Annotated in this window: 21 protein-coding genes and 1 pseudogene; 18 read left to right on the forward strand and 4 right to left on the reverse strand. The window is 60.0% G+C overall.

Annotated elements, in window-relative coordinates:
* Window positions 1–136 precede the first annotated feature (136 nt).
* The 7 genes from AB8A23_RS11760 to AB8A23_RS11790 are packed head-to-tail and all read left to right on the forward strand — an operon-like array spanning window position 137 to window position 6533.
* Window positions 137–1264: an ABC transporter ATP-binding protein gene (locus AB8A23_RS11760; protein WP_439059656.1), complete on the forward strand. Its 1128-nt coding sequence runs from the start codon at window positions 137–139 to the stop codon at window positions 1262–1264.
* Window positions 1261–2151, forward strand: coding sequence for an ABC transporter permease (locus tag AB8A23_RS11765; RefSeq protein ID WP_439059655.1), 891 nt, complete (start codon window positions 1261–1263; stop codon window positions 2149–2151). The genes AB8A23_RS11760 and AB8A23_RS11765 overlap by 4 nt, the downstream gene beginning before the upstream one ends.
* A complete protein-coding gene (locus tag AB8A23_RS11770) occupies window positions 2148–2978 on the forward strand; it encodes an ABC transporter permease (RefSeq protein ID WP_439059654.1) in 831 nt (276 codons plus the stop codon). The genes AB8A23_RS11765 and AB8A23_RS11770 overlap by 4 nt, the downstream gene beginning before the upstream one ends.
* Window positions 2979–2987: 9 nt before the next feature.
* Complete coding sequence (locus AB8A23_RS11775) at window positions 2988–4115, forward strand: ABC transporter substrate-binding protein (RefSeq protein WP_439059653.1); 1128 nt, start codon at window positions 2988–2990, stop codon at window positions 4113–4115.
* Window positions 4112–5050, forward strand: coding sequence for an arginase family protein (locus tag AB8A23_RS11780; RefSeq protein ID WP_439066022.1), 939 nt, complete (start codon window positions 4112–4114; stop codon window positions 5048–5050). The genes AB8A23_RS11775 and AB8A23_RS11780 overlap by 4 nt, the downstream gene beginning before the upstream one ends.
* The gene (locus AB8A23_RS11785) at window positions 5047–6264 is read left to right on the forward strand and encodes an SfnB family sulfur acquisition oxidoreductase (RefSeq protein WP_439059651.1); all 1218 of its coding nucleotides are present in this window, start codon (window positions 5047–5049) and stop codon (window positions 6262–6264) included. The genes AB8A23_RS11780 and AB8A23_RS11785 overlap by 4 nt, the downstream gene beginning before the upstream one ends.
* A gap of 8 nt (window positions 6265–6272) precedes the next feature.
* Entirely contained in the window at window positions 6273–6533 is a 261-nt protein-coding gene (locus tag AB8A23_RS11790; protein ID WP_439059650.1) for a hypothetical protein, read from the forward strand.
* A 74-nt stretch (window positions 6534–6607) separates the two neighbouring features.
* Here AB8A23_RS11790 and AB8A23_RS11795 read toward each other — a convergent pair whose 3' ends face one another.
* The 4 genes from AB8A23_RS11795 to AB8A23_RS11810 form a co-directional block, all read right to left on the reverse strand.
* Complete coding sequence (locus tag AB8A23_RS11795) at window positions 6608–7612, reverse strand: LysR family transcriptional regulator (RefSeq protein WP_439066023.1); 1005 nt, start codon at window positions 7610–7612, stop codon at window positions 6608–6610.
* 362 nt (window positions 7613–7974) lie between these two features.
* Window positions 7975–9906 (reverse strand): caspase family protein, encoded by a 1932-nt coding sequence (locus AB8A23_RS11800; protein ID WP_439061207.1) that lies wholly within the window; start codon window positions 9904–9906, stop codon window positions 7975–7977.
* A gap of 383 nt (window positions 9907–10289) precedes the next feature.
* Complete coding sequence (locus tag AB8A23_RS11805) at window positions 10290–11213, reverse strand: dienelactone hydrolase family protein (RefSeq protein ID WP_120286833.1); 924 nt, start codon at window positions 11211–11213, stop codon at window positions 10290–10292.
* A gap of 108 nt (window positions 11214–11321) precedes the next feature.
* Window positions 11322–11519 (reverse strand): hypothetical protein, encoded by a 198-nt coding sequence (locus AB8A23_RS11810; protein ID WP_244628280.1) that lies wholly within the window; start codon window positions 11517–11519, stop codon window positions 11322–11324.
* A gap of 67 nt (window positions 11520–11586) precedes the next feature.
* Between AB8A23_RS11810 and AB8A23_RS11815 the strand changes: the two genes are divergently transcribed.
* From AB8A23_RS11815 to AB8A23_RS11865, 11 genes and pseudogenes are all read left to right on the forward strand, one after another.
* Window positions 11587–14751 (forward strand): CHAT domain-containing protein, encoded by a 3165-nt coding sequence (locus tag AB8A23_RS11815; RefSeq protein ID WP_439061189.1) that lies wholly within the window; start codon window positions 11587–11589, stop codon window positions 14749–14751.
* Window positions 14752–14777: 26 nt separating this feature from the next.
* Window positions 14778–15230: a hypothetical protein gene (locus AB8A23_RS11820; protein WP_439059646.1), complete on the forward strand. Its 453-nt coding sequence runs from the start codon at window positions 14778–14780 to the stop codon at window positions 15228–15230.
* A gap of 213 nt (window positions 15231–15443) precedes the next feature.
* Window positions 15444–16211 (forward strand): hypothetical protein, encoded by a 768-nt coding sequence (locus AB8A23_RS11825; protein WP_120286831.1) that lies wholly within the window; start codon window positions 15444–15446, stop codon window positions 16209–16211.
* 369 nt (window positions 16212–16580) lie between these two features.
* Window positions 16581–16760, forward strand: a pseudogene (locus AB8A23_RS11830) (PilZ domain-containing protein); the annotation flags it as partial.
* A 261-nt stretch (window positions 16761–17021) separates the two neighbouring features.
* On the forward strand, window positions 17022–19565 hold the full coding sequence (gene uvrA / locus AB8A23_RS11835) for an excinuclease ABC subunit UvrA (RefSeq protein WP_184511666.1): 2544 nt from the start codon (window positions 17022–17024) through the stop codon (window positions 19563–19565).
* 266 nt (window positions 19566–19831) lie between these two features.
* Window positions 19832–20239 (forward strand): BLUF domain-containing protein, encoded by a 408-nt coding sequence (locus AB8A23_RS11840; RefSeq protein WP_439059645.1) that lies wholly within the window; start codon window positions 19832–19834, stop codon window positions 20237–20239.
* A gap of 654 nt (window positions 20240–20893) precedes the next feature.
* On the forward strand, window positions 20894–21142 hold the full coding sequence (locus tag AB8A23_RS11845) for a hypothetical protein (RefSeq protein ID WP_149532895.1): 249 nt from the start codon (window positions 20894–20896) through the stop codon (window positions 21140–21142).
* The gene (locus AB8A23_RS11850; RefSeq protein ID WP_439059644.1) at window positions 21142–21756 is read left to right on the forward strand and encodes a cell envelope biogenesis protein TolA; all 615 of its coding nucleotides are present in this window, start codon (window positions 21142–21144) and stop codon (window positions 21754–21756) included. Before AB8A23_RS11845 ends, AB8A23_RS11850 begins: the two co-directional genes overlap by 1 nt.
* 246 nt (window positions 21757–22002) lie before the next feature.
* Window positions 22003–22560 carry an alpha-ketoglutarate-dependent dioxygenase AlkB gene (locus tag AB8A23_RS11855; protein ID WP_068738783.1) on the forward strand — a complete coding sequence of 186 codons (558 nt, stop codon included), beginning with the start codon at window positions 22003–22005 and terminating at the stop codon, window positions 22558–22560.
* Between the two features lie 28 nt (window positions 22561–22588).
* Window positions 22589–23833, forward strand: a complete 1245-nt coding sequence (locus AB8A23_RS11860; protein WP_439059643.1) for a DUF763 domain-containing protein — start codon at window positions 22589–22591, stop codon at window positions 23831–23833.
* The gene (locus AB8A23_RS11865) at window positions 23830–24519 is read left to right on the forward strand and encodes an alpha/beta hydrolase family protein (RefSeq protein WP_439059642.1); all 690 of its coding nucleotides are present in this window, start codon (window positions 23830–23832) and stop codon (window positions 24517–24519) included. Before AB8A23_RS11860 ends, AB8A23_RS11865 begins: the two co-directional genes overlap by 4 nt.
* Window positions 24520–24547 lie beyond the last annotated feature (28 nt).

The following is a 24547-nucleotide window of genomic DNA, read 5'->3' on the forward strand; positions in this document are numbered from 1 at the left end:
GCGCTCGACATCGATCGTCGTCGGCAACATCATCGCGCGGATTTCCGACCGGCCTGTGAGTTAATTGTGAGACAACGCGAATGACTTCTCGATCATCATTCCGGCCAAGCCGACTTGCGAAAGCGAGCGCACCCTGATGTCGGGAAGTTCTCTGAATATCGACGGCATCTGCAAGCGCTATGGCGAACAGCAAGCGCTGGAGCCGATCTCGCTCAGTGTGGCCCGGGGTGAATTCCTGACCCTGCTCGGGCCATCCGGCTCGGGCAAGTCGACGCTGCTTTCGCTTCTCGCAGGCTTCGTCGCGCCGGACCAGGGGCGGCTCCTTCGGGAAGGAAACGACATCACGCATCTGTCGCCGGAGGCGCGCCGCTTCGGCGTGGTGCCTCAGGGCTACGGTCTTTTTCCTCATTTGACGGTTTACGAAAATATCGCGTTTCCATTGCGCGTGCGACGCACTCAGCGGACTCGCCTCGACAGCCGCGTCAAGGAAGTCATGGAGCTGCTGCAGATCGGCAGCCTGGGCAACCGTCTTCCAAAGAACCTGTCAGGGGGGCAACAGCAGCGCGTCGCGCTGGCGCGCGCACTCTCCTTCGAGCCGGAACTGTTGCTGCTCGACGAGCCGATGAGCGCGCTCGACGCGTCCCTGCGACGGGATCTGCAGGCCGAGCTCGTCCGGCTACACCGGCAGGTGGGGACGACGTTCATCTACGTCACGCATGACCAGCAGGAGGCACTGGCGCTATCGGACAGGATCGTCGTTCTCAATCGGGGACGGACCGAACAGATCGGTTCGCCCCGCGCGGTCTATGACCAGCCGAACAGCCGTTTTGTCGCGAATTTCCTGGGCAGGAACAACCTGCTGAAAGCCGTGGCGCTCGGCCAGGCCGATGGCCGCCTGCAAGTTCAGTGGAATGGCCACAGGCTTGGCACGGCGCCGGGATCCGCGTCGCTTGCGCCCGGCCCTTGCGTGCTCGCCGTCCGGCCTGAAAGCATCACCGTCCCCGACGCCGCAAGCGGGTCGGTGAATATCGACAACCGGATCCGCGGCAGGCTAATCAGCCAGACGTTCCTCGGTGCCTCGGTCGATCTTCTGGTCGCGGTCGGCAACGACACTTTGACGGTGACGGTGGCGGGCACCGCGTCGCCCGCGGCGCCCAGTTCCGACGTCTGGCTGGTGTTCGACGTCGAACGATTGTGGTGCCTGCCGAACGGCGATGTGGCGCTGCCTGAACCGGCCGCAGCATCGCCGGAGCTCGCCGCATGACCGCCGCGTTGACGGTACACTCGGGGCCGGTGAGAAGCTCCTTTTTGCCCGCGGCTCTTCGCGGCCAGTCGTTGCAGGACCGCATGCTCGCCGGCTCCGCCGCTGTGCTCCTGGTGACCTATCTCGTTCCGCTTGCCGGGGTGGTCGCTCTGAGCTTTCTGGTGCCGACGCCGGGCCTTGGCAACTATTGGGCCGTGCTTCAGAACCCGACGGTTCGCGCGGTGGTCGGCAACACGCTCTGGATCAGCGCGTTGACCGTCAGCATCACGCTGCTCCTGGCTTACGTGACCGCTTACAGGCTGGTGCAGGCCGGACCCGCGACGCGTAAATGGATGCTTGCCTGCGTGTTGCTGCCGCTCTGGATATCCGTGCTGGTCCGCAACTACGCCTGGATAGCTCTGCTGTCGCCCAGTGGAATCGCGAGCAGCGTCTTGCTGAGCTGGGGCTGGGTGGACCACCCGTTGTCGCTGGTGCGCAATACGTTCGGCGTCGTGCTGGGCATGGTTCATTACATGCTACCCTACGCGATCTTGCCTATCTACGCGCAGATGGTCCGCATCGAAGCAACGTTGCCGCAGGTAGCGCGGTCGCTGGGCGCCAATCGATGCCAAGCGTTCGTTCGCGTTTTCCTGCCGCTGTCCCGTCCCGGGCTGGCGGCCGCGGCGTTTCTCACGTCGATCATGTCGCTCGGCTTCTATCTCACGCCGGCCATTCTGGGAGGCGGCAAGACCGTCATGATGGCGGAATTCATCTCCGTGCAGGTCACCGAAACGCTGCGCTGGGACATCGCCACGACCTTGAGCACGTTGCTGCTGCTGGTGACAGGCGCGCTGGTATGGCGGTTCAGTCATCTGCTTGAACTCGCGACCGCAAAGCCGAACACATGAGCGCGCGATCTGCACTTCCGGCGCTTCCGTTCGGGCCCGCCGGCTCGGTCGCCCTGTTGGTCGTGGCCTTCTTGGTGCTGCCGCTGATCGCCATCTTGCCGATGTCGTTCAGCGATACGCGCTACCTCTCCATGCCGCAGAACGGGCTCTCCACGCTGCACTATCATCGCCTGCTCGGTGATCCCGCTTGGCGCGACAGTCTGCTACACAGCGTCGGCATCGCGCTGCCGGCGGCGGCCCTTGCCGTCCTGCTCGGTCTCACGTTCTGTCTCGGCGCGTGGCAGCGACAGGGCCGCGCAGTTCTCGTCCTACAGGTTCTGATGTTGGGGCCGCTGATCGTGCCGGGCATCATTCATGCCGTGGCCTACCACCGTGCATTGTCGTGGCTCGGCCTGTTCGACACATTTGCCGGCGCGATCCTCGTGCACGCCATCAAGGGCTTGCCCTTTGCCGTGCTGTCGATTTCGGCCTCGTTGTCCTCGGTGCATCCGGCGACGTTGCAATTGGCGCGCAGCTTCGGCGCTTCGCCGGCACAGGCGCTGGTGAAGGCCCTGCTGCCGCAGATTCTATGGGGCATCGGCGCAGGCTTCGTGCTCGCCCTGGTGACCTCGTGGGACGAGATCGTCGTGACGATGTTCATCACCAGCCGCAACGTCAACACGTTGCCGAAGCAGATCTGGCAGAGCCTTTTCCTCAATCTCGACCCGATTGTCGCGGCGCTGGGCACGCTGGTGCTGCTGGCGACGCTGCTGGTGCTCCTTGCGCTGATGGTCCCACCCGCCCGAGCTCGTTCGCCCGCCGCTTTCCAGCAAGACCCATTGAATTGAGGAGAGACCATGTCCGACTTTTCGCAAGATTCCGACTACGTGCAGTACCTCGCGCGATCGCTGCGGCGCGAGACGCAAGGCAAGACCGTCCATCGCCGCCACTTCCTTCAGCTTCTTTCGGCGCTGGGTGTCGCTACGGGCTCCCTGAGCTTCGCGCGCTCCGCAAGCGCCCAGCAAGGCGAACTCGTGGTCGCCAATTGGGGCGGCGATGCGCTGCCTGTGCATCGCGACATTCTCGCGGCCGAATTCGTCAAGCGCTATCCGGGCAGCCGTGTAGGGTTCGACACCACGGGCCCGACGCCCGGTAAGATCAAGGCAATGGTGGAGTCGGGCAACGTCGCCTGGGATGTGGCCGACCGGAATCTCCTTTCCGCGCTGGATCTCGGCCGTCAGGGCCTGCTCGAGAAGGTCGATGAATCCATCGTCGATATCAACGCGGTGCCGAGTCAGTTCCGCACCCCGTGGGGTGTGGGTTCGTACTTCTTCTCCTTCGTGATCGCCTACGACAGCGCGCGTTTCGGCTCGGCGCCTCCGCAGACCTGGAAGGACTTCTGGGATACGCAGAAATTCAAGGGGAAGCGGACGCTCCGCAACAATGTCGAGGGCGTACTCGAGTCCGCTTTGCTGGCGGACGGTGTCGAGCGCGACAAGCTCTATCCGCTCGACATCAAGCGCGGGCTGGAGAAAGTGCGAGCAATCAAGAAGGACACGATCTTCTACAGCAACGCCTCGGAGGCCCAGCAATTGCTACGGTCCGGGGAAGTGTCGATCGGCAGTCTGTGGAATACCCGTGCGCAGGGCGTGAAGGAGGATACGAAGGGACGGATCGATTACCATTTCAATGACGGCATCCTGCTGATTGCAGCCTGGAACGTGTTGAAAGGGGCAAAGAACAGCAAGGACGCCTGGCGTTGGGTCGCGCTGTCGCAGGATCCCGCGTTGCAGGTGTCGTTGCTTACCAAGCTCGGTTGGGGCCCGATCAATCCGGCGGCCAACAAGCTCGTCCCCGCCGAGTTGCAGCCGCAGAATCCGGGATCGCCCGAGAATATCGCACGTCAGGTCGCGGTCGATGCCGAATGGTATGCCCGCAACTATTTCGAGGTTCAGAACAGGTACCTCGACGTCCTCGCGACATGACGAGCGAGGACGCTCCGATCGACGCGGCGGCGCCACTGACCTTCATGGGGGTGCCGCTGGTTACGCGTCTGCCTCCGCAATCGCGGGCGGCCATCGGCGGGATTCCGTTCGATGGCGGCCAGCACGCTACACGTTTTGGCGCCCGTCTGGGCCCGCGCAGCGTGCGCGAACAGTCGCTCCAGTTGCGAGCCGTGGATCCTGACACCGATCGCGACGTTCTGGAGACGCTCGGCCTCGTCGATATCGGGGATGCCCGCGTTCACCACGGCGATCTGGATGCCTCGCAACGCAACGTGGCGCTGTTCGCGGAAGCCCTGGTCGAAAGCAACGCGGTCCCGGTGGTGATCGGCGGCGATGGCTGTGTCACGCTGCCGCTGCTGCAGGCGGTATCGCACCGTTATCCGGATCTCGCGGTCGTGCATCTGGACGCGCACACCGATGCCTATCCATTGGCCGGCAATGTTGGGCCGGCGGCCTTTCACAGGGCGGCCGAATGGCGTCTGCTGGATCCGACGGCATCTTTTCACATCGGATTGCGCGGCCCGGTGTCCTCGACGGGGCTCTATGCACACGCTCGCGCGCTTGGCTATCGGCTGGTTACGATTACGGAACTGCTCGATAGAGGATTTGTCTCAGTCTTCGGCGAAGTGAGCGACCGCATCGCGGATCGTCCCGTCTACATCTGCTGGGATATGGACTTCTTCGATCCCTCCGTGGCGCCGGGCGTCATTACGCCCAGCTGGGAGGGCGTCACGGCGCGCGAAGGCTTGCAGGTCGCAAGGCTGCTCCGCCGCCTCAACATCGTGGCGATTGATATCAACTGCGTCAGCCCGCCCCACGACGCCGCGGGTCTCGCCGCATTCCTCTGTGCGCGGATCGTTTTCGAGTTTCTCATCGGCCTGGCCGCATCGCGGCCGCTGTCTGAAAGGTCATGATCGCCATGAACGTCGCGCCCCAGAACGTGCAGCCGCCCGCCCGCGTAATCCGCACCTCGGAGGAGGCGCTCACGACGGCGCGAGAGTTTGCCGATGTGCTGGCAACCGGCGCATCTGAGCGCGACTGTCAGCGCCGCCTGCCGCATGACGAAGTCAGGGCGTTCGCGCAAAGCGGATTGTGGGGCATCGGTATCCGGCCCGAATACGGCGGCGCCGGCGTCTCGATCGAAGCCATCATCGAGGTCGTGGCGACGATCTCGGCGGCCGACCCGTCGATCGGCCAGCTTCCGCAGAACAACTATCTGCTGCTCGAAAATCTTCACCGCATCGGCACGGAGGAGCAGAAGCGGTTCTTCTTCGCCCAAGTATTGCGCGGCAAGGTGATCGGAAACGGCTTCGCCGAAGCCGGCGGCAAGGATGTGCTTGATGTTCGCAGCCGCATCCATCGGACTGCGAACGGCCTGAGGCTCGACGCCCGCAAAGTCTACTGCACCAATGCGCTTTTTGCAGACTGGATCCCCATTTCGGGCGTCGATGACGACGGTAACGTCGTCTATGCCTATGTCGCGCGCGACGCCGCGGGCCTGTCGATGATTGACGACTGGAACGGACTTGGCCAGCGCACATCGGCGAGTGGTTCGATCATCGCCGACGACGTAGAGGTCAATCCTGCCTGGGTTATCGAGCGCCACAAATGGGCTGGGAAGCCGAGCCTGGCCGGTCCGTTCGCTCAGCTTCTGCATGCCGCGATCGATCTGGGCATCGCGCGGGCCTCGTTCGCGGAGTCGGTACGGCTGGCGCGGGCTGCCTCGCGTCCGTGGATCGACAGCGGGCTGGCGCGTGCGCAGGACGATCCCCATACGATCGCCATGCTCGGCGACCTCCAGATTCGCGTCAATGCCGCGAACGCCATGGTCGAACGGGCGTCACGCATCCTGGATGCGGTGCGAGACCATCACGACGAAGCCGACGTCGCGCGCGCCTCGGTCGCGGTTGCCGAAGGAAAAGTACTCGCGAACGATGCGGCGCTCTTCGCCTCATCGAGGCTGTTCGAGTTCGGCGGCGCCGGCAGCGCGCGCACGAGCCTCAACCTCGATCGTCACTGGCGCAATGCGCGCACGCATACACTACATGATCCCGTGCGATGGAAGTATCATCTGATCGGCAACTATGTGCTGAACAACAAGAACCCGCCGGTGCACAATTGGGCGTGAGACGCTGAATGGCTAACCGCAGCCTCATCGTCTCCGCGTCCACCTTGGACTCTGGCACCATTGGCTATTACCTCAAGGATGGTACCCTCATCAGTACCTCCAGCGTGAACTTCTTTATTTCTGTTTCATCTTCGCTCCTTACGGCTACGAGGAACCAGAAATCCTCGCTTCGTGAAGTCCCTCAATTTGTCTCAGGGGTGCTGACGGGAACACGCGGTGCAAATAATCGCAGCGCCAAGTCGCCGGGCAAAAAGGTAGAGCTCCAATGAGCCCGTAATACAGCAAGACACGTTTGCGAGATTGCGAGACCTTCTTGACGGTGCGCTTGAGCGCGGTAGCGCATCTAACCGAAGAGCTCCTTGTCCCAATAGGGCTCAGGACCGAACCGTGCGAGAAGCCAATCGAGAAAGACACGAACCTTCGGCGCGAGTTCGCGTGAGCTAGGATAAAGGGCCCAGAGCGTCTGTGTGGATACCAGCGGATAATCTCGAAGTACTGGAACAAGCTTTCCAGATCGAAGCTCGTCAGCGGCGCACCAGGTCGCCATCAGGGCAATGCCCAATCCGGCGCACGCTGCATCGCGCACCGTGCTGCCGTCGTTGATACGAAGCGCTGGCGTAACTCGTTTTATGATCGGCTCTCCTTGCGGCGTTGAAAACGTCCAAACATCCAAGGTGCCAACGACCAAGCAGGCATGGGCGTCGAGAACACTCGGAAGATTGGGGTGGCCGCGACGTTCAAGATAATCGGGAGAGGCAACGACAACACGCCGATCAGGGGCGAGTCGCCGCGCCACGAATGAGGAGTCACTGAGCTCAGTATATCGAACGGCAACATCGAATGCCCCTTCAACGAGATCGACGACGCTGTCGGAGATGCGCATGTCGAGCTTGAGGTCTGGATACCGATCTATAAATTCCGGCAGGCTTGGCACGATATGCATTCGTGCGAATGAGGAGGGGGCTGCGACCCGAAGTGTCCCGCGTGGTGATGTCTGCTCGCGCCCCAAGGCCGCGCGAGCGGACGCTGCTGCGTCCAGTACATTCTCGGCATGAGGTAGGAATGCCCGACCATCCTCCGTCAGCGTCGCGTGCCGAGTCGTACGGTGCAAAAGGTGTGCTCCAAGGCGCCTCTCAAAAGATGAGAGTCTCGCGCTCGCCGTAGCTGGAGTGATGTTCAGATCGCGTGCGGCGGCGCTAATGCTATCCAACCGAGCGATGCGCACGAATAGGTTGAGGTCGTTGAGATCCATCTCTGTCCGTTGAGGTCTCGGTTTGACACCCACTCGGGGTGGCAATATGGCCGGGTTTTCACACCGGGTCCGCGATCGAAGGCTGCCATCCTGCATCAGGTCTCACGTATGGAAAACAGATCTGCTCCCGTAGCGCACATACTAAAACGCACCGCCGTTCGTTCCTGTCGACAGGCGCCAATATTGCGGATCTGCCGCGAATGCGCTGTGACTTTGGCAGCCTCGAAGCATGACTCAGTTGGCCCACTTTCGGCCGCGTGCGTGTTTATGAACCCTTTGCGGGATGCACTACGGCCAGCGATCCCAATGCGGCAACTTAAATTTCCTGAATGGCGGCTCATGGCGCAAAACGGACGTTCATGCTCGCGCTCGTGTGTGAATTGCGAACACCTCCTGCGGCGAAGCGATTGACACATCTCCAGCGCCGGCGCGGGCGTACAGGAATTTCGGATTTGTGCTCAGTTACAGACTTCGAAGTTTCCGGCGTATCCATTGCGCGTCTGCACTAGTTTGCATCCCTTGCCGATTGGGCGGCAGCCACCATTACCACAAATGATTTGCGCGGACGGCGCTGCGGGCGCCGCTACCTGGGTCGTTGAAGGGGCGCGCTTAGTCGGCGGCTTCTTGACTTCGATTTTTTCGCAAGCGTTGTTGTCTCCAACCTCATAGCCGGCGCGGCATGTTACTTTCGTGCAGCGATCGCCATCGGCCTTGTAGCCGCTTTCGCAGACCAGCGGACAGATGCGGCCGGTTTTACTTTTGACTAGATCGAGCGCATCAAGACTTGCAAGTTTCACATCTAGGGTGGTGCCGGCGTGCTTGTTAAAGAGACCGAGTGCGCGCTGGGCGGCGCCGTTCCACTCGCTGGTAACGGCTCCGGTGTTGCAACCAACTCTACGCAGCTCTGCTTGTACTTGACGAGGTATATCAATTGCATTTTCGGCAGATCGTGATGAAGTTTCGAACTTCGAATCGGATGCAACGCTGGCCACCGGCCCAGTAGATCTGTCCGTATCCAAATTCGGCGAGATGGCCTGGCGTCCGTCAGCCTCGCGCTTCCTCTCCGGTAGATTTGGGCCATCGGTAGCGTTTTTCTTCTCCGCCGCAACGCGTGCTTCTCCCGCAGCCTTCGCTACCGCGGCGATCTTGGCGCGCTCTGCTTCGGCCAGCTTGGCGTCTTCCGCCGCTTTTTTCTTTTCCGCTGCAACGCGCGCCTCTTCTGCAGCCTTCGCTACGGCGGCGGTCTTGGCACGCTCTGCTTCGGCTAGCTTGGCGTCTTCCGCTGCTTTTTTCTTTTCTGCAGCGATCCGAACCTCGTCGGCTGCCTTCGCGGCTTTCGCTGCTTTCGCTTGTTCCGCAGCACGGGCACCGTCGGCAGCGAGCCGGGCTTTCTCTTCGTCAGCGATACGTGATCGCTCGGCCGCGGCGCTGCGAGCTTCCTCGGCCAATAACTTTGCGCGCTGCGCCTTGGCAAGCTCCGTGTATAGGCCTCTCGGATAATCGACAATAAACGCCTCCCAAACCGCTTGGGTACCGATCGTCACTGCGGCGTCGTAGTCACGCCGGGCATCGGCATTGGTGGAGCCTGGCAATGAAGATGGGGGGGCAACTGCAGTCGGTGATAGAACCGCACCCGACGGCACTAGCGACACGTCGTTGCCGCCGAGGGACCCGTAAACATAGGGCTCTTGCTTGTTGTCGGTAGCTTTCATCACATCGTCGCGAATGAAGCCGAAAGCCTTACGCAGGTCCAGTCCGGGTTTAGGCAGGTGATCCACGAGTGCGGTGGCGAACGGGCTATTGCGGCTCGTGCCGTCTGAAGCGGTCGAACCTGCTTTGGCGGCGAACGCAATCATGGTATTGGGCGTGGTAGGCTCAACCTTTGCCAAGCCTCGGCCAATCGCGCGAGAACCCAACGTACGCTTCATGGTCTTGGCGAACGGGTTGTCGCGACAAGCATCAAGGATTACCAGCCGCAGCTTTTTGGCGGGCTCAACAGCGACAAGGATACGGTCGAGCGAGACCGCTTCATCGTAGATATCCGTGTCCTGCTCAAGAGTCGCGTCGATTGGAATAATGTAATTGATGCCGTCGACTTCAATACCGTGTCCCGCGTAATAGATAACGGCTACGTCTGCATCACGCGTCTTTGCCGTGAAGTCCCGCAGTACTTTTCTCGTGTCACTTATGGAAAGATCACGACGCGAATCGACCGTATCGAAACCGGCTTTTCTCAACACTGTTTCGATGGCGGCCGCGTCATTCGCCGGATTCGCAAGTCTTCCGACATGACTGTAGGCGGAGTTTCCCACGATCAACGCGACTCGTTTTTCTGCCGCCGCCGCTGTAACCAACGTGCAGTAGAGCCCAGCCGCGATCAAAAGGCGTATGACGGTCACTATCAAAATTCCAAAAAGTATAACTTAGATTGCTACAGAAGCCCCCTGTTGGGTAGCGTAAAATTCGTCTGGTTAGCTTGGACTACCTGGCAGGCAACAAAAAAGATGGCGACGGTCGTTACTGCGTTCACCATCAACCTCCGTGGCGATCGCCGCTAATGGGATTAACCAGATACCGCTGTAATTTACCGTACCGGAACTGCCCCGCCAGAGCGGGTAGGGTCCTTAAGATCCGATTGTATTGAAAGGAAATCGTTCGAACTACCACCTCTCGCCAATCCTGAACGGTTGCAGTCAGGGCGCCTCGCAGATGCAAGTCCTTCAGTGTCGGAGGAGCGGGGGTCAATTCCTGTGGAGAGAGTCTGTCACCACAGTTATTTGCCCCGGTGCGGAGCGGCTAGGAATTGAAATAACCGCTTGGATGAGTCTGTCGTGACGTCCTGTCTAAACTTATAAGAAACTAGGTTCCCGCGTAAATCCGTCTTGCTACGACCGTCGAGTTGCCGGCAGTCCCAGCAGTGGCCAGTGTCAGGGTAGACATGCCATTCTACGGCTGAGCCAGCCGACTTGGCTTCATGTAGTTTTTCAACGCATTCGCTGGCGGGGGTTTCATTGTCGGTGGCGCCCATGAGAACCAGTGTCGGCTGCTTCATGTCATCGCTGACGATGTCAAAGCTCGGCGTATTTGGCCGCGAAACGCGGAAGCACCCGGGATAGAAACTTGCAACGGATGCGAACGGGCGACCGCCCAGCGCTTCCGCGTACCTTGCGCTGGAGACGATAAGGCCAACCATCGCTCCCCAAGAGAACCCGACGAATGATAGCCGAGTCGGGTCCACGAACGGATATTGACGGAGATGGTCCGCCGCTTGAAATGCGTCCTTTGCTCCGCGGAATAGATTGACGCCGTTTCGCGGCCCGAAGCACAACGTGCTAACCTGCCGAGGCGTCAGACTGTCGATCAGGAGAACGACATAGCCAAGGCTGACAGCTTCGCGCGCCCAGAGGACGATCGCTTGGTTCACGCCTGCGCACTGATGGACCATCACCAGCGCAGGAAACGGGCCATCGCCGTCAGGCTTCAGAAACGCAGCTTGGGACGAAGTCAGTTCATCTCCCGCCTTGACCGGCTGCGGAAAGGTGAGATCCTTCGCGAATGACGCGGCGCGGCTGGCGATTTCAGAAGGAAGCATACGTAACGGCGGGACAAAATCTTCCGCCAGAGAGCTCGTCAACAGCCCGGCGGTACCTGCGATCAACACTAGTGCAACGTAAGACACCCGGCAAATGGTCGCCATCTCGTCTCCGAGCGTTACTACAATGAACCTGGTTCCATGCGGAACCTGTCTCAACGCGCTTGTCGATCAAATTAGTTTGCGGCTAGGATCACGTCATATTTTGATAAGTTATTTTGGAGCCGTGATCATGCAAGCGGTCATTTCCAAGCGATTGATAATTCGGCATGTGGCTTTATGCGCATCGGCGACGCTCTTCATCAGCGCAGCGCTCGCGCTGTTGTCGCAGGCGGCATTTGCGCTCACGCAGGAAGCTGCGATCGAGCAGTGCCGGATGTCGGTTGGAAAGCCAATTGTGATGTCCTGCATGCGCGGTGGCGGCGGCAGCCTAGAGGCATGCCGGACGAAGGCCACTCCCGCAGTACGCTCTTGTGTGATGTCGAGACTGAACGCGGCAAACGGGCGTGCCAATGTCGCCGTCGCCGTCCCCGCCGATGTCACGCTGAAGATCGCACCGGAAACGGCATTGCCGGTCGGCTTTGTCGCACCGCCGCGCTCGATCTCCGATATCACGGCGATCCTCGATACCGAGAAGCCGGACGAGAAAAAGATCGAGCAACTAAGGGCCGACGCAGACGTGAAGCCTCCCGGCGGAGCTTCGCGCGTCTCGCTTGCGCAGTTCTATCTCGACCGTGCGGGCGCAAGAAGCCAGCTCGGTCGGCTAACGGATTCCATCTCCGATCTTGAAAAAGGGATTGAGGCGGGCCGCGGTGCTGCTCCGCCCGGACTGATGGCGCGCCTGGTTCAACTAGTGGCTGTCCAGTACGGCAGTGCGGGCGATCCGAAGAAGGCGCTCGAAACATATCAGCGGCTACTGCGCGACACCGCGAACACGCCGGGTGCGAAGGGGTTCGTACATACAGCTAATCGCTCGATTGCCAATTCGCTGATCCAGATGGGCGATATCGTTCAGGCAGAAGGCTACATGCGCCGCAGCCGCCCGGCGATCGAGGAGGCGCGAACGAGTGGCCATCCTTCCATGCGCGCAGCGTATGCGCGTTACGGCCAGAATTGGGAGGCGGAGATCGAGCTCGGGAATGCTGCCATTTTCGAGGCACGTGGACAGTTTAAGGAGGCTGAGGCTTCGCTTCGCATTGCGGAAGCCCGCAAGCGCGCAGGCATGAAGGGCCTTCTCAGTGGCGAGAATCCGCCGACGGAGTCGGCATTGCTTCAATCCATCGATTTTATCACGCTCAGTCTTGCACGGACGAAGGCCCGGCAGGGCCGTCTTGCGGAGGCCGAATCCGATGCACGTCGCGCGCTGTTGTCCCGGTTGAAAGACCAAGGCAAATATCATTACGCGACGCCGCGTTTCATTGCAGGTCTTGCGGGCATCCTGGTCGAACAGGGGCGCCATTCCGACGCCGAAAAGCTGCTGCGCGTGGCACTCGATATCGGCAAGACGACGGGCGTTCCGGATGAAGCGCCACAAACCGTACAGATGCTTTCACAGCTTGGCGGCGTCCTTAACTTGCAGCGCAAGAGCCGTGACGCCGTCGCGGTTTATGCCCAGATCGACAGGGCAATCGCCAACTGGGAGCCGATGCGGCGTCAGGTATTCGAACTGAACGGCTCGCGTATCGCATCGCTCTATGCTTCGGGCCAGATCGAGGCGGGCATTTCCGCGGCTGACCAGTTGGTCAAGAAGCAGATCGCACGCGTAGGCGAGAGCCATTTTGATACGGCGTCGGCGCGCGGAACCCTTGCTATCGGCTTGATGCGAGCAGGACGCGATGAGGAAGCTATCCGCGAATTCAAGACCGCAATACCAATCCTAGTCGCATCGTCGCGAGAGAATGCAGACGGTGACGACACAACCGTCGTTGCGGCCAAGAATCAACGCTTCCAGGCGATCATAGAAGCCTATTTCAGAATGTTGGCCAGGCAGAAGAGCCGGTCCGCAGATATCGGTGTCGAAACATTCAGCTTGGCGGACGCCGTCCGTGGCAGCTCAGTGCAGCAGGCCTTGGCGGCTTCGAGCGCGCGTAGTTCAGTCAAGGATCCCGCGCTGGCCGAGCTGGTGCGCAAGGAGCAGGATCTGTCGAAACAGATCAATGCGCAAATCGGTACGCTGAACAATGTGTTGTCCTTGTCATCGGCTGAGCGAGATGAGAAGGGCGTGCAGACGCTGAATGTGTCGATCGCCAATCTGCGCAGCGCGCGGACCAAGGCGCGACAAGAGATCAATCGGCTTTTTCCGGCTTATGCAGATCTGGTCGCGCCAAGAGCGCCATCCGTGGACGAGATTCGCGATACGCTGGCGCCCGACGAGGCGATGCTATCATTTTACTTTGGTCAGGACGCGAGTTTCGTCTGGGCGGTTCCGAAGACCGGTGCGGTTGCCTTTGCTTCAATCGGGTCCAATGCAGCGGATGTCCAGACCAAGGTAGCTCAGTTGCGCGAAGCGCTCGAGCCGCAGGCGGCTATGATTTCCGATATTCCCGCTTTCGATGTGGCATTGGGATATGACCTGTATTCGTCGCTCCTTAAGCCCGTAGAAGCCGGCTGGAAGCCGGCCAGGAAACTGATCGTCGTCACCAACGGCGCGCTGGGTCTGCTGCCACTCTCACTACTGCCGACGCAGCCGTCGGTGATCAAGAAGAATGAGGAGGTTCTGTTTGCGAGCTACAGGGATGTGCCCTGGCTGGCGCGCACCCATGCGGTCGCCATGGTTCCGTCCGCAGCCGCATTGCGCACTTTGCGGCAGCTACCGCCCGGCAAGTCCGACCGTAGCGAGATAATCGCGTTCGGAGATCCGTATTTCAACACCGAGCAGCAGGCCGAGGCCGAGCAGATCGATGCAAAAATACGAATCGCCGATGCCGCCGACGCCAATACCATGCGCGGTGTGCCGCTGAAGCGGCGCAACAGTCCGAAGCTTGACGGCGTGGATAGCGCGGAGCTTGGCTTGTTGCCGCGGCTTCCGGATACGGCCGACGAATTGCGCTCGATCGCCTTGGCGCTGCGGGCCGACCCGTCGAAAGTCTTGAATCTAGGCAAGGGAGCGACGGAGAAAGCCGTTAAGTCGATAAATCTGTCCGGCTTCAAGATTATCGCGTTTGCAACGCATGGCCTCGTGCCTGGCGAATTGAATGGGCTGACCCAGCCGGCGCTTGCATTGTCCTCGCCGACTGTGACCGGTGAAGAGGGCGACGGCCTATTGACGATGGAGGAGATACTCGGTCTCAAACTCGACGCGGACTGGGTCATTCTTTCGGCCTGCAACACCGGTGCGGGCGCCGGCGCCGGCGCAGAAGCCGCCTCGGGCCTTGGCCGGGCGTTCTTTTACGCGGGCACCCGCGCTCTTCTGGTCACCAACTGGTCGGTGCATTCACAGTCCGCGCGAGAGTTGATGACAGATCTGTTTAAGCGGCAGGCCGACGATCCAAAGCTGGCACGCGGCGAAGCTCAGCGTCAGGCCATGATGGCTTTGGCTGACGGACCCGGCTATCTGAATGCCGATGGAAAGACAGAGTTCGCTTACGCACATCCGTTATTCTGGGCGCCCTACTCCATTATAGGGGATGGGGGCACCAGATAAGTTTATAGATCGCGTTGGGGGGGATGATGCGACGTCGTATAGGAATTTGCTTTACGTTCGCCTGCCTGATCGTGCTGTGTCAATCCGTGCCGTCGCGGGCCGCGGGGGTATTAATCACACAAGAGGAGGCCTCCTTGCCGCCGCCGAAAGGTGCAGTAGTCGTCGATCGGCGCGGTGTCACGCGTGGCCCGAAGATCGAGCTCCTTTCCGGCAGCGATAACATCCAATCGCCGACTCACTTTCAGCTCAAGTTCCTGTCATTTGGTGGAGCGACGATCGATGTTACCTCCGTAAAGGTCATTTATCTTCGTACGCCGAATGTGGACTTGACGGAACGGTTGAAGGTGTTCGTTCAACCGGCTGGCATCGATATGCCGGATGCGTCTCTACCTCCCGGCGAGCACATGCTGCGCGTGGATCTCAAGGATTCTGATGGGCGCCTCGGCAGCACGAGTTTCGTCCTCAAGGTCGCGCGCTGACGCGATGGCAATCATTTGTCCGTACTGTCTTCGAGAGAACAGCGATCTCGTACTGGTCTGTGGCTGGTGTTCCAGAGACATCGCCGTTCCCGAAGCACTGGCGAGGGAACGCAAGGACCTGATTGCCAAGCGTGATGCAGCAGTGGCTAAACTTTCCCGGATCAGAACCGAGATCGCGTCCATCCGTGCGAAGCGGAAGGGCTGAGGCGTCTTATGGAATGCCCGTTCTGCACAGAGACAATCAGGGATGAAGCCATCGCGTGCAAGAACTGCTCGCGTGACCTGCGTTTCGTCCGTCCGATCCTGCTCGAGGTCCAGGACCTCGTCAGTGAAATCGACAATCTAACGCACGCGCTGGATCGGGCCGAGGTTGCGCTGGCGCGGCTGACCAGTCCGCTCCGCTACTACGTAATTCACTTTGCGGTCTATGTACTGCTGCCAGCCGTGTTACTTGTAGCCGCCCACATTGTAATCACCATCGTCCTCAATGTTGCACCGCTATATCTGCGTCTTGCATCGATCGTGATCCCGTTGCTGTTCGGAATTGCTTCGATGCCCTTCAATAAGCTTGGGCCACTCGGCGCTTGGCTGGTGGGGTTGATCACGGCCATCCTGAGTGTAGGGTGCATGTTGGTTGTTACCGGAATCAACGACAGCGTGCCGATTGTCCCGGCATCGGTCGTCGAGTGGCGTGAGGTCGGAGAATATGTAGCCAGCATCAGTTTGGCATTCCTGTCCGGCAATGTCCTCGGGATGGTTATTTTTCGAATTTTGCCGAACACATTGGCGCAGGGTGGCAAACCCAATGCCATTGCCTTTAAGGCTGCCCGCCTGCTCGGAGAGCACGTTGGCGGAGAGCAGATGAGACGTCGTGCAAGATTGATTCAGGAGTTTGCGCAGACCGCGGGACCACTGCTCGGCGCAGGTGCCGGCGTGGCTGGGTCTCTTTATACCGGACTTAAAGGTGTGATTGGATCCTAACTTCCACGAGCCAACGTGTGTTCCGTGCCGTTGGCCAAACGCGCGCCAACTCCGTCAGCTGAACAATGTTTGTTGGCCGCTCCGCAACCGTCCGCTTCTGGCGCAAAGCCGCCGTTCATAGGGCTCGCTGTCGGGGAGCGAGGACTTCTATTTCACCACGCGATAGGCCGCTCCGGCCAAATCCGTCTGGTGGCTCGCGTCGCCTAATTTTTAAATGGAGAAGCTCCGCCGGGTCTGACGTTTATGTTTTTTCCCCGTCCGTATTTGGGTTAGTGGTGCTCAATATCCTGAGGAGATAGAGCCTCCAGTGCTCCTAAGACCGCTACCAGTTTCGGCAGCGTTCGTTTCGAGCGCGGTGTCTACGTCCAAATGACGGCGATCGATGGTTCGTGGCGCCGCTCATGCGTCATGAGGGATGTATCGACATACGGAGCCACGCTGACGACTAAGGCGTCGATCGAAGGCCTTAACCTCTGCGAATTCTTCCTCCTATTATCCACTACCGGACTCGCTTTTCGCAGGTGCGAATTAGCTGGCGTCAAAGGCGATGTTTTCGAAAGGGGCGAAGAAGAAGCCTCAGTCGGTTAAAGCGGAATGGCGCCAGCAACCGATCGACCACGATGGCGCGCAGGATGGCCACGCCCGACTAATTGCAAAGGCTTGAATAAGGATCAACTCCGTGGCGATGAAGTATGTAGTCGCTATGACAAACAATGCTACCGGCTGGAAGCTCCGTGTGGGGAACGGAACTCGTCCGCCAAAGTTTCATCTGCGGTTGATATCACACGCCAATTTGCGCGGAAGGGCAAGATGCACGCAGGAAGAGGTGGTTCGTACGGTGCCGACTCGGCCGTCGATGAGGGCTTCGTGCGTGTTCGCGGAGCTCGCGAGCACAATCTGAAGAATATCGACGTCGACATTCCCCGCAATGCACTTGTCGTTTTTACAGGGGTGTCGGGATCGGGCAAGTCCTCGCTGGCCTTCGGCACGCTCTATGCCGAGGCGCAGCGGCGTTATCTTGAGTCGGTGTCCCCTTACGCGAGAAGATTGTTCAATCAGATGTCCATTCCAGAGGTGGACGAAATCGAAGGTCTACCACCAGCCGTGGCTTTACAGCAGCAACGCGGATCTCCGACGACACGCTCGTCGGTCGGCAGCGTGACGACATTGTCGAACCTGCTGCGCATGCTGTATTCGCGCGCCGGCGACTACCCGCGTGGACAACCACTGCTCTATGCCGAGTCATTTTCGCCCAACACTCCCGAAGGAGCTTGTCCTCACTGTCACGGAATCGGTCGGATCCACGATATTACCGAGGCCTCGATGGTCCCCGATGACAAGCTCACCATACGGGAGCGAGCCGTGGCGGCTTGGCCGAGTGCCTGGCAGGGACAAAATCTGAGGGACATCCTGGTAACTCTCGGTCATGACGTAGACACGCCCTGGCGCAAACTGCCGAAGAAGACCCGCGACTGGATACTCTTTACCGAGGAACAGCCCACCGTCCCGGTATATGCAGGCTACACGCCAGCTGAGGTGAGGCGAGCCCTCAAACGCAAGGAAGAGCCGAGTTATCACGGCACCTTCACCGGCGCGCGCAAATACGTCTTGCAGACGTTCGCAACAACGCAGAGCGCGATGATGAAGAGGCGGGTTTCGCAATTCATGCTGAGCGGCCGTTGCCCGGTATGTCGGGGAAAACGGCTTAAGCCCGAAGCTCTCTCGGTCAAATTCGCAGGCTTGGATATTGCGGAACTGTCTGAGCTTCCTTTAAGGGGCGTTCGCGAGTTGATCGTGCCGTATCTCGAAGGCAAAGCTCATACGCCCAAAGACCATCCGGAAAAAGCTCTCGTGGTCCAGCGCATCCTGGAAGATCTGAACGGGAGATTGGCGGTTCTGCTCGATCTCGGCCTGGGATATCTCGCCCTCGAGCGCAGCACGCCGACACTGTCCCCCGGCGAATTGCAGCGGCTCCGGCTGGCGACCCAAGTCAGGTCGAACCTGTTTGGCGTGGTGTATGTTCTGGATGAGCCCTCCGCTGGGCTTCATCCAGCCGACACCGAAGCTCTCCTGCGAGCGCTGGACCGGCTCAAGGCAGCAGGCAATTCGCTTTTCGTCGTCGAACATGAATTGGATGTCGTCCGCCACGCGGACTGGATAGTCGATGTCGGCCCCGCCGCGGGCGTTCACGGGGGCGAGGTGCTTTACAGCGGTATCCCTAAAGGACTTGCCGGCGTCGAGGCGTCTCAAACAAGGCGCCATCTGTTCGGAAACGCGACGGCCATCGACCGCACGCGCCGTCTCCCGCGAGGTCAGCTACAACTTCGCGGTGTCACCCGCAACAATCTCAACGACCTCGACGTCGACATTCCTGTCGGTGTGTTTACCGCGGTGACCGGCATCTCGGGGTCGGGCAAGTCCAGCTTGATCACTCAATTTCTGGTCGAGAAGGTTGGGGAAATATTGGGGCACAAGAGCGGCGAAGAGGACCGGGGCGCTCCGGACGAAGGAGACCTTCTGGAAACCGCCATTCAAACGCTTGGCGGCAACATCGTCGGGGGCATGGAGCACGTAAAACGTCTCGTTGTCGTCGATCAAAAGCCGATCGGGCGCACCCCGCGGTCGAATCTCGCCACCTATACAGGGCTTTTCGATCACGTCAGAAAGCTGTTCGCGGCCACGAAGCAGGCCAAGACACGGCACTATGATGCCGGCCGCTTTTCTTTCAATGTCGCCAAAGGACGTTGCGAAACATGTCAGGGGGAAGGCTTCGTCACCGTCGAATTGCTTTTCCTCCCGTCAGTCTACGCGCCATGTCCGACCTGTCATGGGTCGCGCTACAACGCGAAGACGTTGGAAATCAAGATCCGGGACAAATCCATTGCCGACGTGTTGGGCATGACGGTGGACGATGCGCTCGCGTTTTTCGAGAAAGATGCGCTACTCGCACGTTCGCTCGGTGTCATTCGAGAGGTCGGCCTCGGTTATATCAAACTCGGTCAGTCCGCAACGGAACTCAGTGGCGGCGAAGCCCAACGGATCAAGCTCGCTACCGAATTGCAACGAGCTCAGCGGGGGTCGGCACTATATGTACTGGATGAGCCGACGACTGGATTGCATCCCTCAGACATCGAAAAGCTAATGCTGCAGCTTCAAGGCCTGGTGGATGCCGGTAACACGGTGGTCGTCGTCGAACACGATATGGCAGTGGTCGCCGAAAGTGATTGGGTAATCGATATGGGCCCCGGCGCAGGCAATGAGGGCGGATCCGTCGTGACCGCTGGCGAACCGCAACATGTTGCGCGCAACGCCGAAAGCCGCACGGCCAAATTTCTGGAAGCCTCAATCGGTTAGAGACCCGATCAACTTACTCCCGTCTTTCTGAAGAAGCCGGCGCCAGACATGGCTTATCGCAACGTCACCGGGATCGTACCGTAAAATGGGGTGATGAGCGGGCATTGAAGCCGCCGTGGTCATGGACAAGTCGGCGGGCCAACCGTCAAACTTGATGACACCTGTTCCGGCGAGCTCAGAGCGCGGCCGGTCAGGGGAGGCGTGATCGTCTACGGCACGATTGAACTCTCTTTGGAACCCGGCGTTGACGGGTATGGAGGTCGTTCGTGTTTCGAATTTTGTATCTTAGCACTGCAAATGAGCCATTTTCATCCGGGGATCTTTCCGAGCTACTGCAAAAGGCAAGGGCCCGGAATGATGCGGCGCATATAACAGGCATGCTTGTCCATTCGGACGGCGACTTTCTTCAGGTGCTTGAGGGAGAGCCGGATAATGTAATCGAAGTTTACAGCCGCATCGGCGTCGATCCGCGGCATCGAGATATCAGCTTGCTCCAGCGCGGCCTTGCATATGGTGATCGACTGTTTCCGAACTGGGCAATGGGCTTCAGGCGGGTGCCGGATCAGACATTAGTTAACGAGGCCGTTGGGTTGAACGGCCGTGTGAAATTGCGATATCTAGATGCTATGTCGGCTCTGGATTTCCTGTTGGCGTGCAGCCAAAACCAGACCTAAACAATCCCTCAGATGGGCGCCCTGAACTTGAGATGGACCTCCAACCTGATGTCTGGCACCTGAGGGGAAGCGCCGAAGCCGCGTGCGTCTCCACGAATGATGGTCCCGGCGAAGCTCAGCGTCGCCTCGTCCAGCCCGAACAGGGACGGGATTTCGTTGGCGTGACGCGATGTCCGCACAGTCGCTTCGAACTTCCCGTCTCGTTGCGAGTAAGCGCCTTTGTACAGCAGAGAAGAATCGCCCCCAAGCAAAACGCCGTCACAGAGCACGACGACGCCGGCACCTCCGGACCCACCGAGACCGGCATTGAACGCAATGCTATAGAGCCCATTTTGTAGCAACGACCTACGCCCTTTGGCCGCGGTGGATAGCTACTTGCAATCGCTCAACTCGCTGTCTGGTTCCATCGACCCGAGGCTTTAGAACACGCCTTCGAAAGTCCGGCAACCGCCGGTATCGCCGACGGAAGCTCTGACGCAAGGCATGGTGAATGCCTTTCCGACCGAGAAGGAACTCAAGAATAGCTTAGCTGTTTTCAAGCCGTGCCCGACGATGACAACATTCTCGAATGTCAGAACACCGAAACGGCATGTCTGATTTCCGGTCAACGCCAAATCCCATTCTCGGGACGAAATGCCCTAGAGAGACGTGACTATGTCGAAGAACACGAACGACGCCGAGACTCTATCCATGTGGGCGACGGATATCCTCCTTGAGGCCCACGCCATCGCGCCCTGTCCGGATCACGGCTATCTGCGCCTTCGTCACAGCCACCATGCCGTGGATTATGCAAGATCGATCGCCGAACATCGAAAGTTCTCCGGTAAGAACAAGGAGCAACGGGTGAAAGCCATCGAGAAAGTACTCGATGGCCTAGCGGACACCTGTCCGGCCTGCGAGTGATGGCCCGGAAGCTCAAGACCTACCAGACATCGATCGGCTTTTTCGACCTGGCCGTTGCCGCGCCGTCCATGAAGGCCGCGCTCGAGATCTGGGGCGCCGACAGCAACCTGTTTCACCAGGGCTTCGCCGAGGAGACCGACGACCCTGCAATCGTCTCGGCAACAATCGCGCATCCCGGCATCGTTTTGCGGAGAGCAGTCGGCACCAATGGCGCGTTCAAGGAGACGAGCGAACTTCCGGAAGGCCTTGCGGCCGGCAAGAAAGTGTCAATTCCGCGGAAGCGGGTGGCTCCTCAGGCCAAAGCGACCAAAGTCGACAACGCGGAAGCACGTAGAGCCGCGGCCATCTTCGACAAACAGCAGCGGAAACGCGAAGCCGACCAGCGCAAGGAAGAGCGAGCCAGGATCAAGGAGCGAGAACGGAAAGCAGCGCAGGTTGCAAGCGCACAAGTAGCCTTTGATGCCGCTGAACAGGAGCACGACGCGAGAGATGCCGCGATACAGGCGGAACGCGACGAAATCGACAATCGCACGGAGGCCGAACGACGGCGCTGGGAGCAGCAACGGGAGAAGCTGGGCGCCGCGCTACGTCGGGCCAAGAAGGGCGGCGACTGAGGCGGGAATTGGAACGGAACTCCGATTGTTCGGTTTCGTAACCATGCAGCCTCGCAACATGGATACAATCTTCATTGCAACGGCTTTTCCACTGGCGCTTATTCTCCTCGCGATCGCGTACGCCCCGTTCTTATTTGGTTGGTTATGATGTGCGGGATCCCCCTGACCTTTGACTTTGCGCTGCGGCTCCATAAGTAGGTCGTAGATCCACAGCCTTGGTAGAATCCACTGTCCGACCAATTCAGTTTGTTTGCGGAAAACACGCCAGGTCCCGATGGACTCCGGTATGCCGAAGACTTCGTTTCGGCAGCGGAAGCGCTCGACCTTATAGCCCAAGTGGCCGACTTGCCCCTCCAGCCGTTTCAGTTCGGCCAGTATGAGGGCAAGCGTCGCGTAGCCTCCTTCGGGTTCAGCTACGACTATACGGCACGCCACCTCGTTGAAGCCGAGCCAATTCCTCAATGGCTCTCCGATGTCTCACATCGCGTCGAGACTTTCGGTGGACCCAGTACGCGAATACAGCAAGTCCTCTGCACCGAATACGACGTCGGCGTCGGGATCGGTTGGCACAGGGACAAGCCGCACTTCGACCGGATCTTCGGCCTGTCGCTGGGCGCGATATGCAAGTTCCGATTTCGCAGGCCCGCTTCGACCAAGTTCGAGCGTTTCACCCTCGAAGCGAAGTCTCGTTCGATCTACATGATGTCCGGCGAGGCGCGGTCGGTATGGGAACACAGCATTCCGGCCGTCGAAGCCAAACGCTACTCCATCACCTTCCGGACGATGGTCGAGCGTAGCCCCTAAATGGCAAAGAATCGGATATCGAGGACGAATGGCGAAACGGACCGGCAGCGCCGATCTTCCTTTGCATGGTGGACGGGTTCCGCCATGGCTGGCCTCGCGCATGTCAGCGCTCGGTGCCATCGTCACCCAGGCGATCGTCCACCATTACGGTCGCGACGAATTTTTGCGGCGGCTGTCCCATCCGTTCTGGTTTCAATCCTTCGGTGCCGTGATGGGAATGGACTGGCATTCGTCCGGGATCACGACCAGCGTCATCGGTGCTCTCAAGCGCGGCCTAGGTCCGCTGCAGGACGAACTCGGCATCCACGTCTGCGGAGGTCGGGGCCAGCATTCGCGGAAAACTCCTGACGAACTTCACGCGCTCGGCGACCGCATCGGATTCGACGGGGCCGCCCTGACGCGCGCGAGCCGTCTCGTCGCCAAGGTCGATAGCGCAGCAGTCCAGGATGGCTTCGATCTCTACCTGCACGGCTTCTTCGTCACCGACGAGGGCAAATGGACGGTGGTCCAGCAGGGCATGAACGGCGACAAGAAACAGGCCCGTCGCTATCATTGGCATTCCGAGAACCTGAGGAGTTTCGTCGATGAACCGCACAGCGCCATCGATGGTCCGTTTCAAGGAAACGTCGTCAATCTGACGGATGGGCGCGCCGCGCCTTCCCGAACAGCGCAACTGGACCTGCTGATGGCTTTGGGGCCCGACGGCATCGTCGACGAGTTCGCGGCGCTGACTGGCAGCGCGCCTGCCCAGCCCCTCCTGCCGCATCTCGTCATGCCGGCGCATCACGATGTCCGCTCGAGCGATGTGTTCACCCGGCGCCTTCATGGCACGCTCGCCGCGGCTTCCGAGCGCGGGCCGCTCGACTTTCCCGAGCTACTGCTCACGCCGGGCGTCGGCGCACGGACGGTCCGCTCGCTTGCGATGGTGGCCGAGGTCGTCCATGGCGCGCCGTACCGCTTCCGCGACCCGGCGCGGTTTTCACTCGCCCATGGAGGCAAGGATCGTCACCCGTACCCGGTGCCGATCAAGGTCTACGACGAGACCATCCGCGTGCTGAAGACAGCCGTCCAGAACGCCAAGCTCGGCCGAGACGAGGAGATGCAGACTCTGAAACGGCTCGACGACCAGGCTCGCCGCCTCGAACAAACGGCAAGCGGTCCGTCCTTCGAGGATTTCGTGGATGGCGAATTACAGGCATCCTCCGCGCTCGGCGGTCGCTCGGTCTTCGGCTTGGAGGAGGAGCGATTCGGCGAGCGCTCGACAGCGAAATGAACACCCGGCTGCCGCGCGTAACGCCCCTGACGCTGAAGAGCAAGGACGCGCTCGCGCTTTCAGCCCTCCTGATGAAGCCGCGGAACGCGCAAGCCTGTTTCGTCTTCGCCCACGGTGCAGGCGCAGGCATGACGCACCCGTTCATGGAAGATGTCGCTGCAAAGCTTTATGGCCATGGCATCGCGACCTTGCGCTTCCAGTTCCCGTTCATGGAGAAGGGCAGCAAACGCCCCGACACTCCGGCTGTTGCGCATGCGGCCATACGATTGGCCGTGGCGGACGCCCGCCGTCGATGCCGCGGCATGCCTATTATCGCGGGTGGCAAGTCATTCGGCGGGCGCATGACCTCGCAGGCGCAAGCAGAAGATCCGATCGAAGATGTGCGCGGGCTGGCCTTTGTCGGTTTCCCCCTACATCCGACCGGTAAACCTTCGATCACAAGGGCCGAACACCTTGCAGGCATTCGGATCCCCATGCTCTTCATCCAGGGAACGCGTGATAAGTTGGCGGAGCCCGTGCTCCTTCGCCAAGTTTGCAAGGGACTGAGATCGAGGGCAACCTCTCACCTGATCGATGGCGCCGATCACGGCTTTCATATCCCGGCCCGCAGCGGACGGACCGACCAGGACGTAGTGGCGGAAATTGCGCTCACCATCTCCCAATGGGTGGAGCGCTTGGAAAGCTAATGTCGCCCCCGTCGAGCCCGCTCGGATC

The sequence above is a fragment of the Tardiphaga sp. 619_E2_N8_4 genome (assembly GCF_051810905.1).
GTDB classification, from domain to species: Bacteria; Pseudomonadota; Alphaproteobacteria; order Rhizobiales; family Xanthobacteraceae; genus Tardiphaga; species Tardiphaga robiniae.

Coding starts and splice junctions, on each gene's coding strand:
- AB8A23_RS11760 (WP_439059656.1), top strand. CDS start 137: ATGTCGGGAAGTTCTCTGAATATCGACGGCATCTGCAAGCGCTATGGC.
- AB8A23_RS11765 (WP_439059655.1), top strand. CDS start 1,261: ATGACCGCCGCGTTGACGGTACACTCGGGGCCGGTGAGAAGCTCCTTT.
- AB8A23_RS11770 (WP_439059654.1), top strand. CDS start 2,148: ATGAGCGCGCGATCTGCACTTCCGGCGCTTCCGTTCGGGCCCGCCGGC.
- AB8A23_RS11775 (WP_439059653.1), top strand. CDS start 2,988: ATGTCCGACTTTTCGCAAGATTCCGACTACGTGCAGTACCTCGCGCGA.
- AB8A23_RS11780 (WP_439066022.1), top strand. CDS start 4,112: ATGACGAGCGAGGACGCTCCGATCGACGCGGCGGCGCCACTGACCTTC.
- AB8A23_RS11785 (WP_439059651.1), top strand. CDS start 5,047: ATGATCGCCATGAACGTCGCGCCCCAGAACGTGCAGCCGCCCGCCCGC.
- AB8A23_RS11790 (WP_439059650.1), top strand. CDS start 6,273: ATGGCTAACCGCAGCCTCATCGTCTCCGCGTCCACCTTGGACTCTGGC.
- AB8A23_RS11795 (WP_439066023.1), bottom strand. CDS start 7,612: ATGCAGGATGGCAGCCTTCGATCGCGGACCCGGTGTGAAAACCCGGCC.
- AB8A23_RS11805 (WP_120286833.1), bottom strand. CDS start 11,213: ATGGCGACCATTTGCCGGGTGTCTTACGTTGCACTAGTGTTGATCGCA.
- AB8A23_RS11810 (WP_244628280.1), bottom strand. CDS start 11,519: ATGCAGGACATCACAATTGGCTTTCCAACCGACATCCGGCACTGCTCG.
- AB8A23_RS11815 (WP_439061189.1), top strand. CDS start 11,587: ATGTCGAGACTGAACGCGGCAAACGGGCGTGCCAATGTCGCCGTCGCC.
- AB8A23_RS11820 (WP_439059646.1), top strand. CDS start 14,778: ATGCGACGTCGTATAGGAATTTGCTTTACGTTCGCCTGCCTGATCGTG.
- AB8A23_RS11825 (WP_120286831.1), top strand. CDS start 15,444: ATGGAATGCCCGTTCTGCACAGAGACAATCAGGGATGAAGCCATCGCG.
- uvrA (WP_184511666.1), top strand. CDS start 17,022: ATGCACGCAGGAAGAGGTGGTTCGTACGGTGCCGACTCGGCCGTCGAT.
- AB8A23_RS11845 (WP_149532895.1), top strand. CDS start 20,894: ATGTCGAAGAACACGAACGACGCCGAGACTCTATCCATGTGGGCGACG.
- AB8A23_RS11850 (WP_439059644.1), top strand. CDS start 21,142: ATGGCCCGGAAGCTCAAGACCTACCAGACATCGATCGGCTTTTTCGAC.
- AB8A23_RS11860 (WP_439059643.1), top strand. CDS start 22,589: ATGGCGAAACGGACCGGCAGCGCCGATCTTCCTTTGCATGGTGGACGG.
- AB8A23_RS11865 (WP_439059642.1), top strand. CDS start 23,830: ATGAACACCCGGCTGCCGCGCGTAACGCCCCTGACGCTGAAGAGCAAG.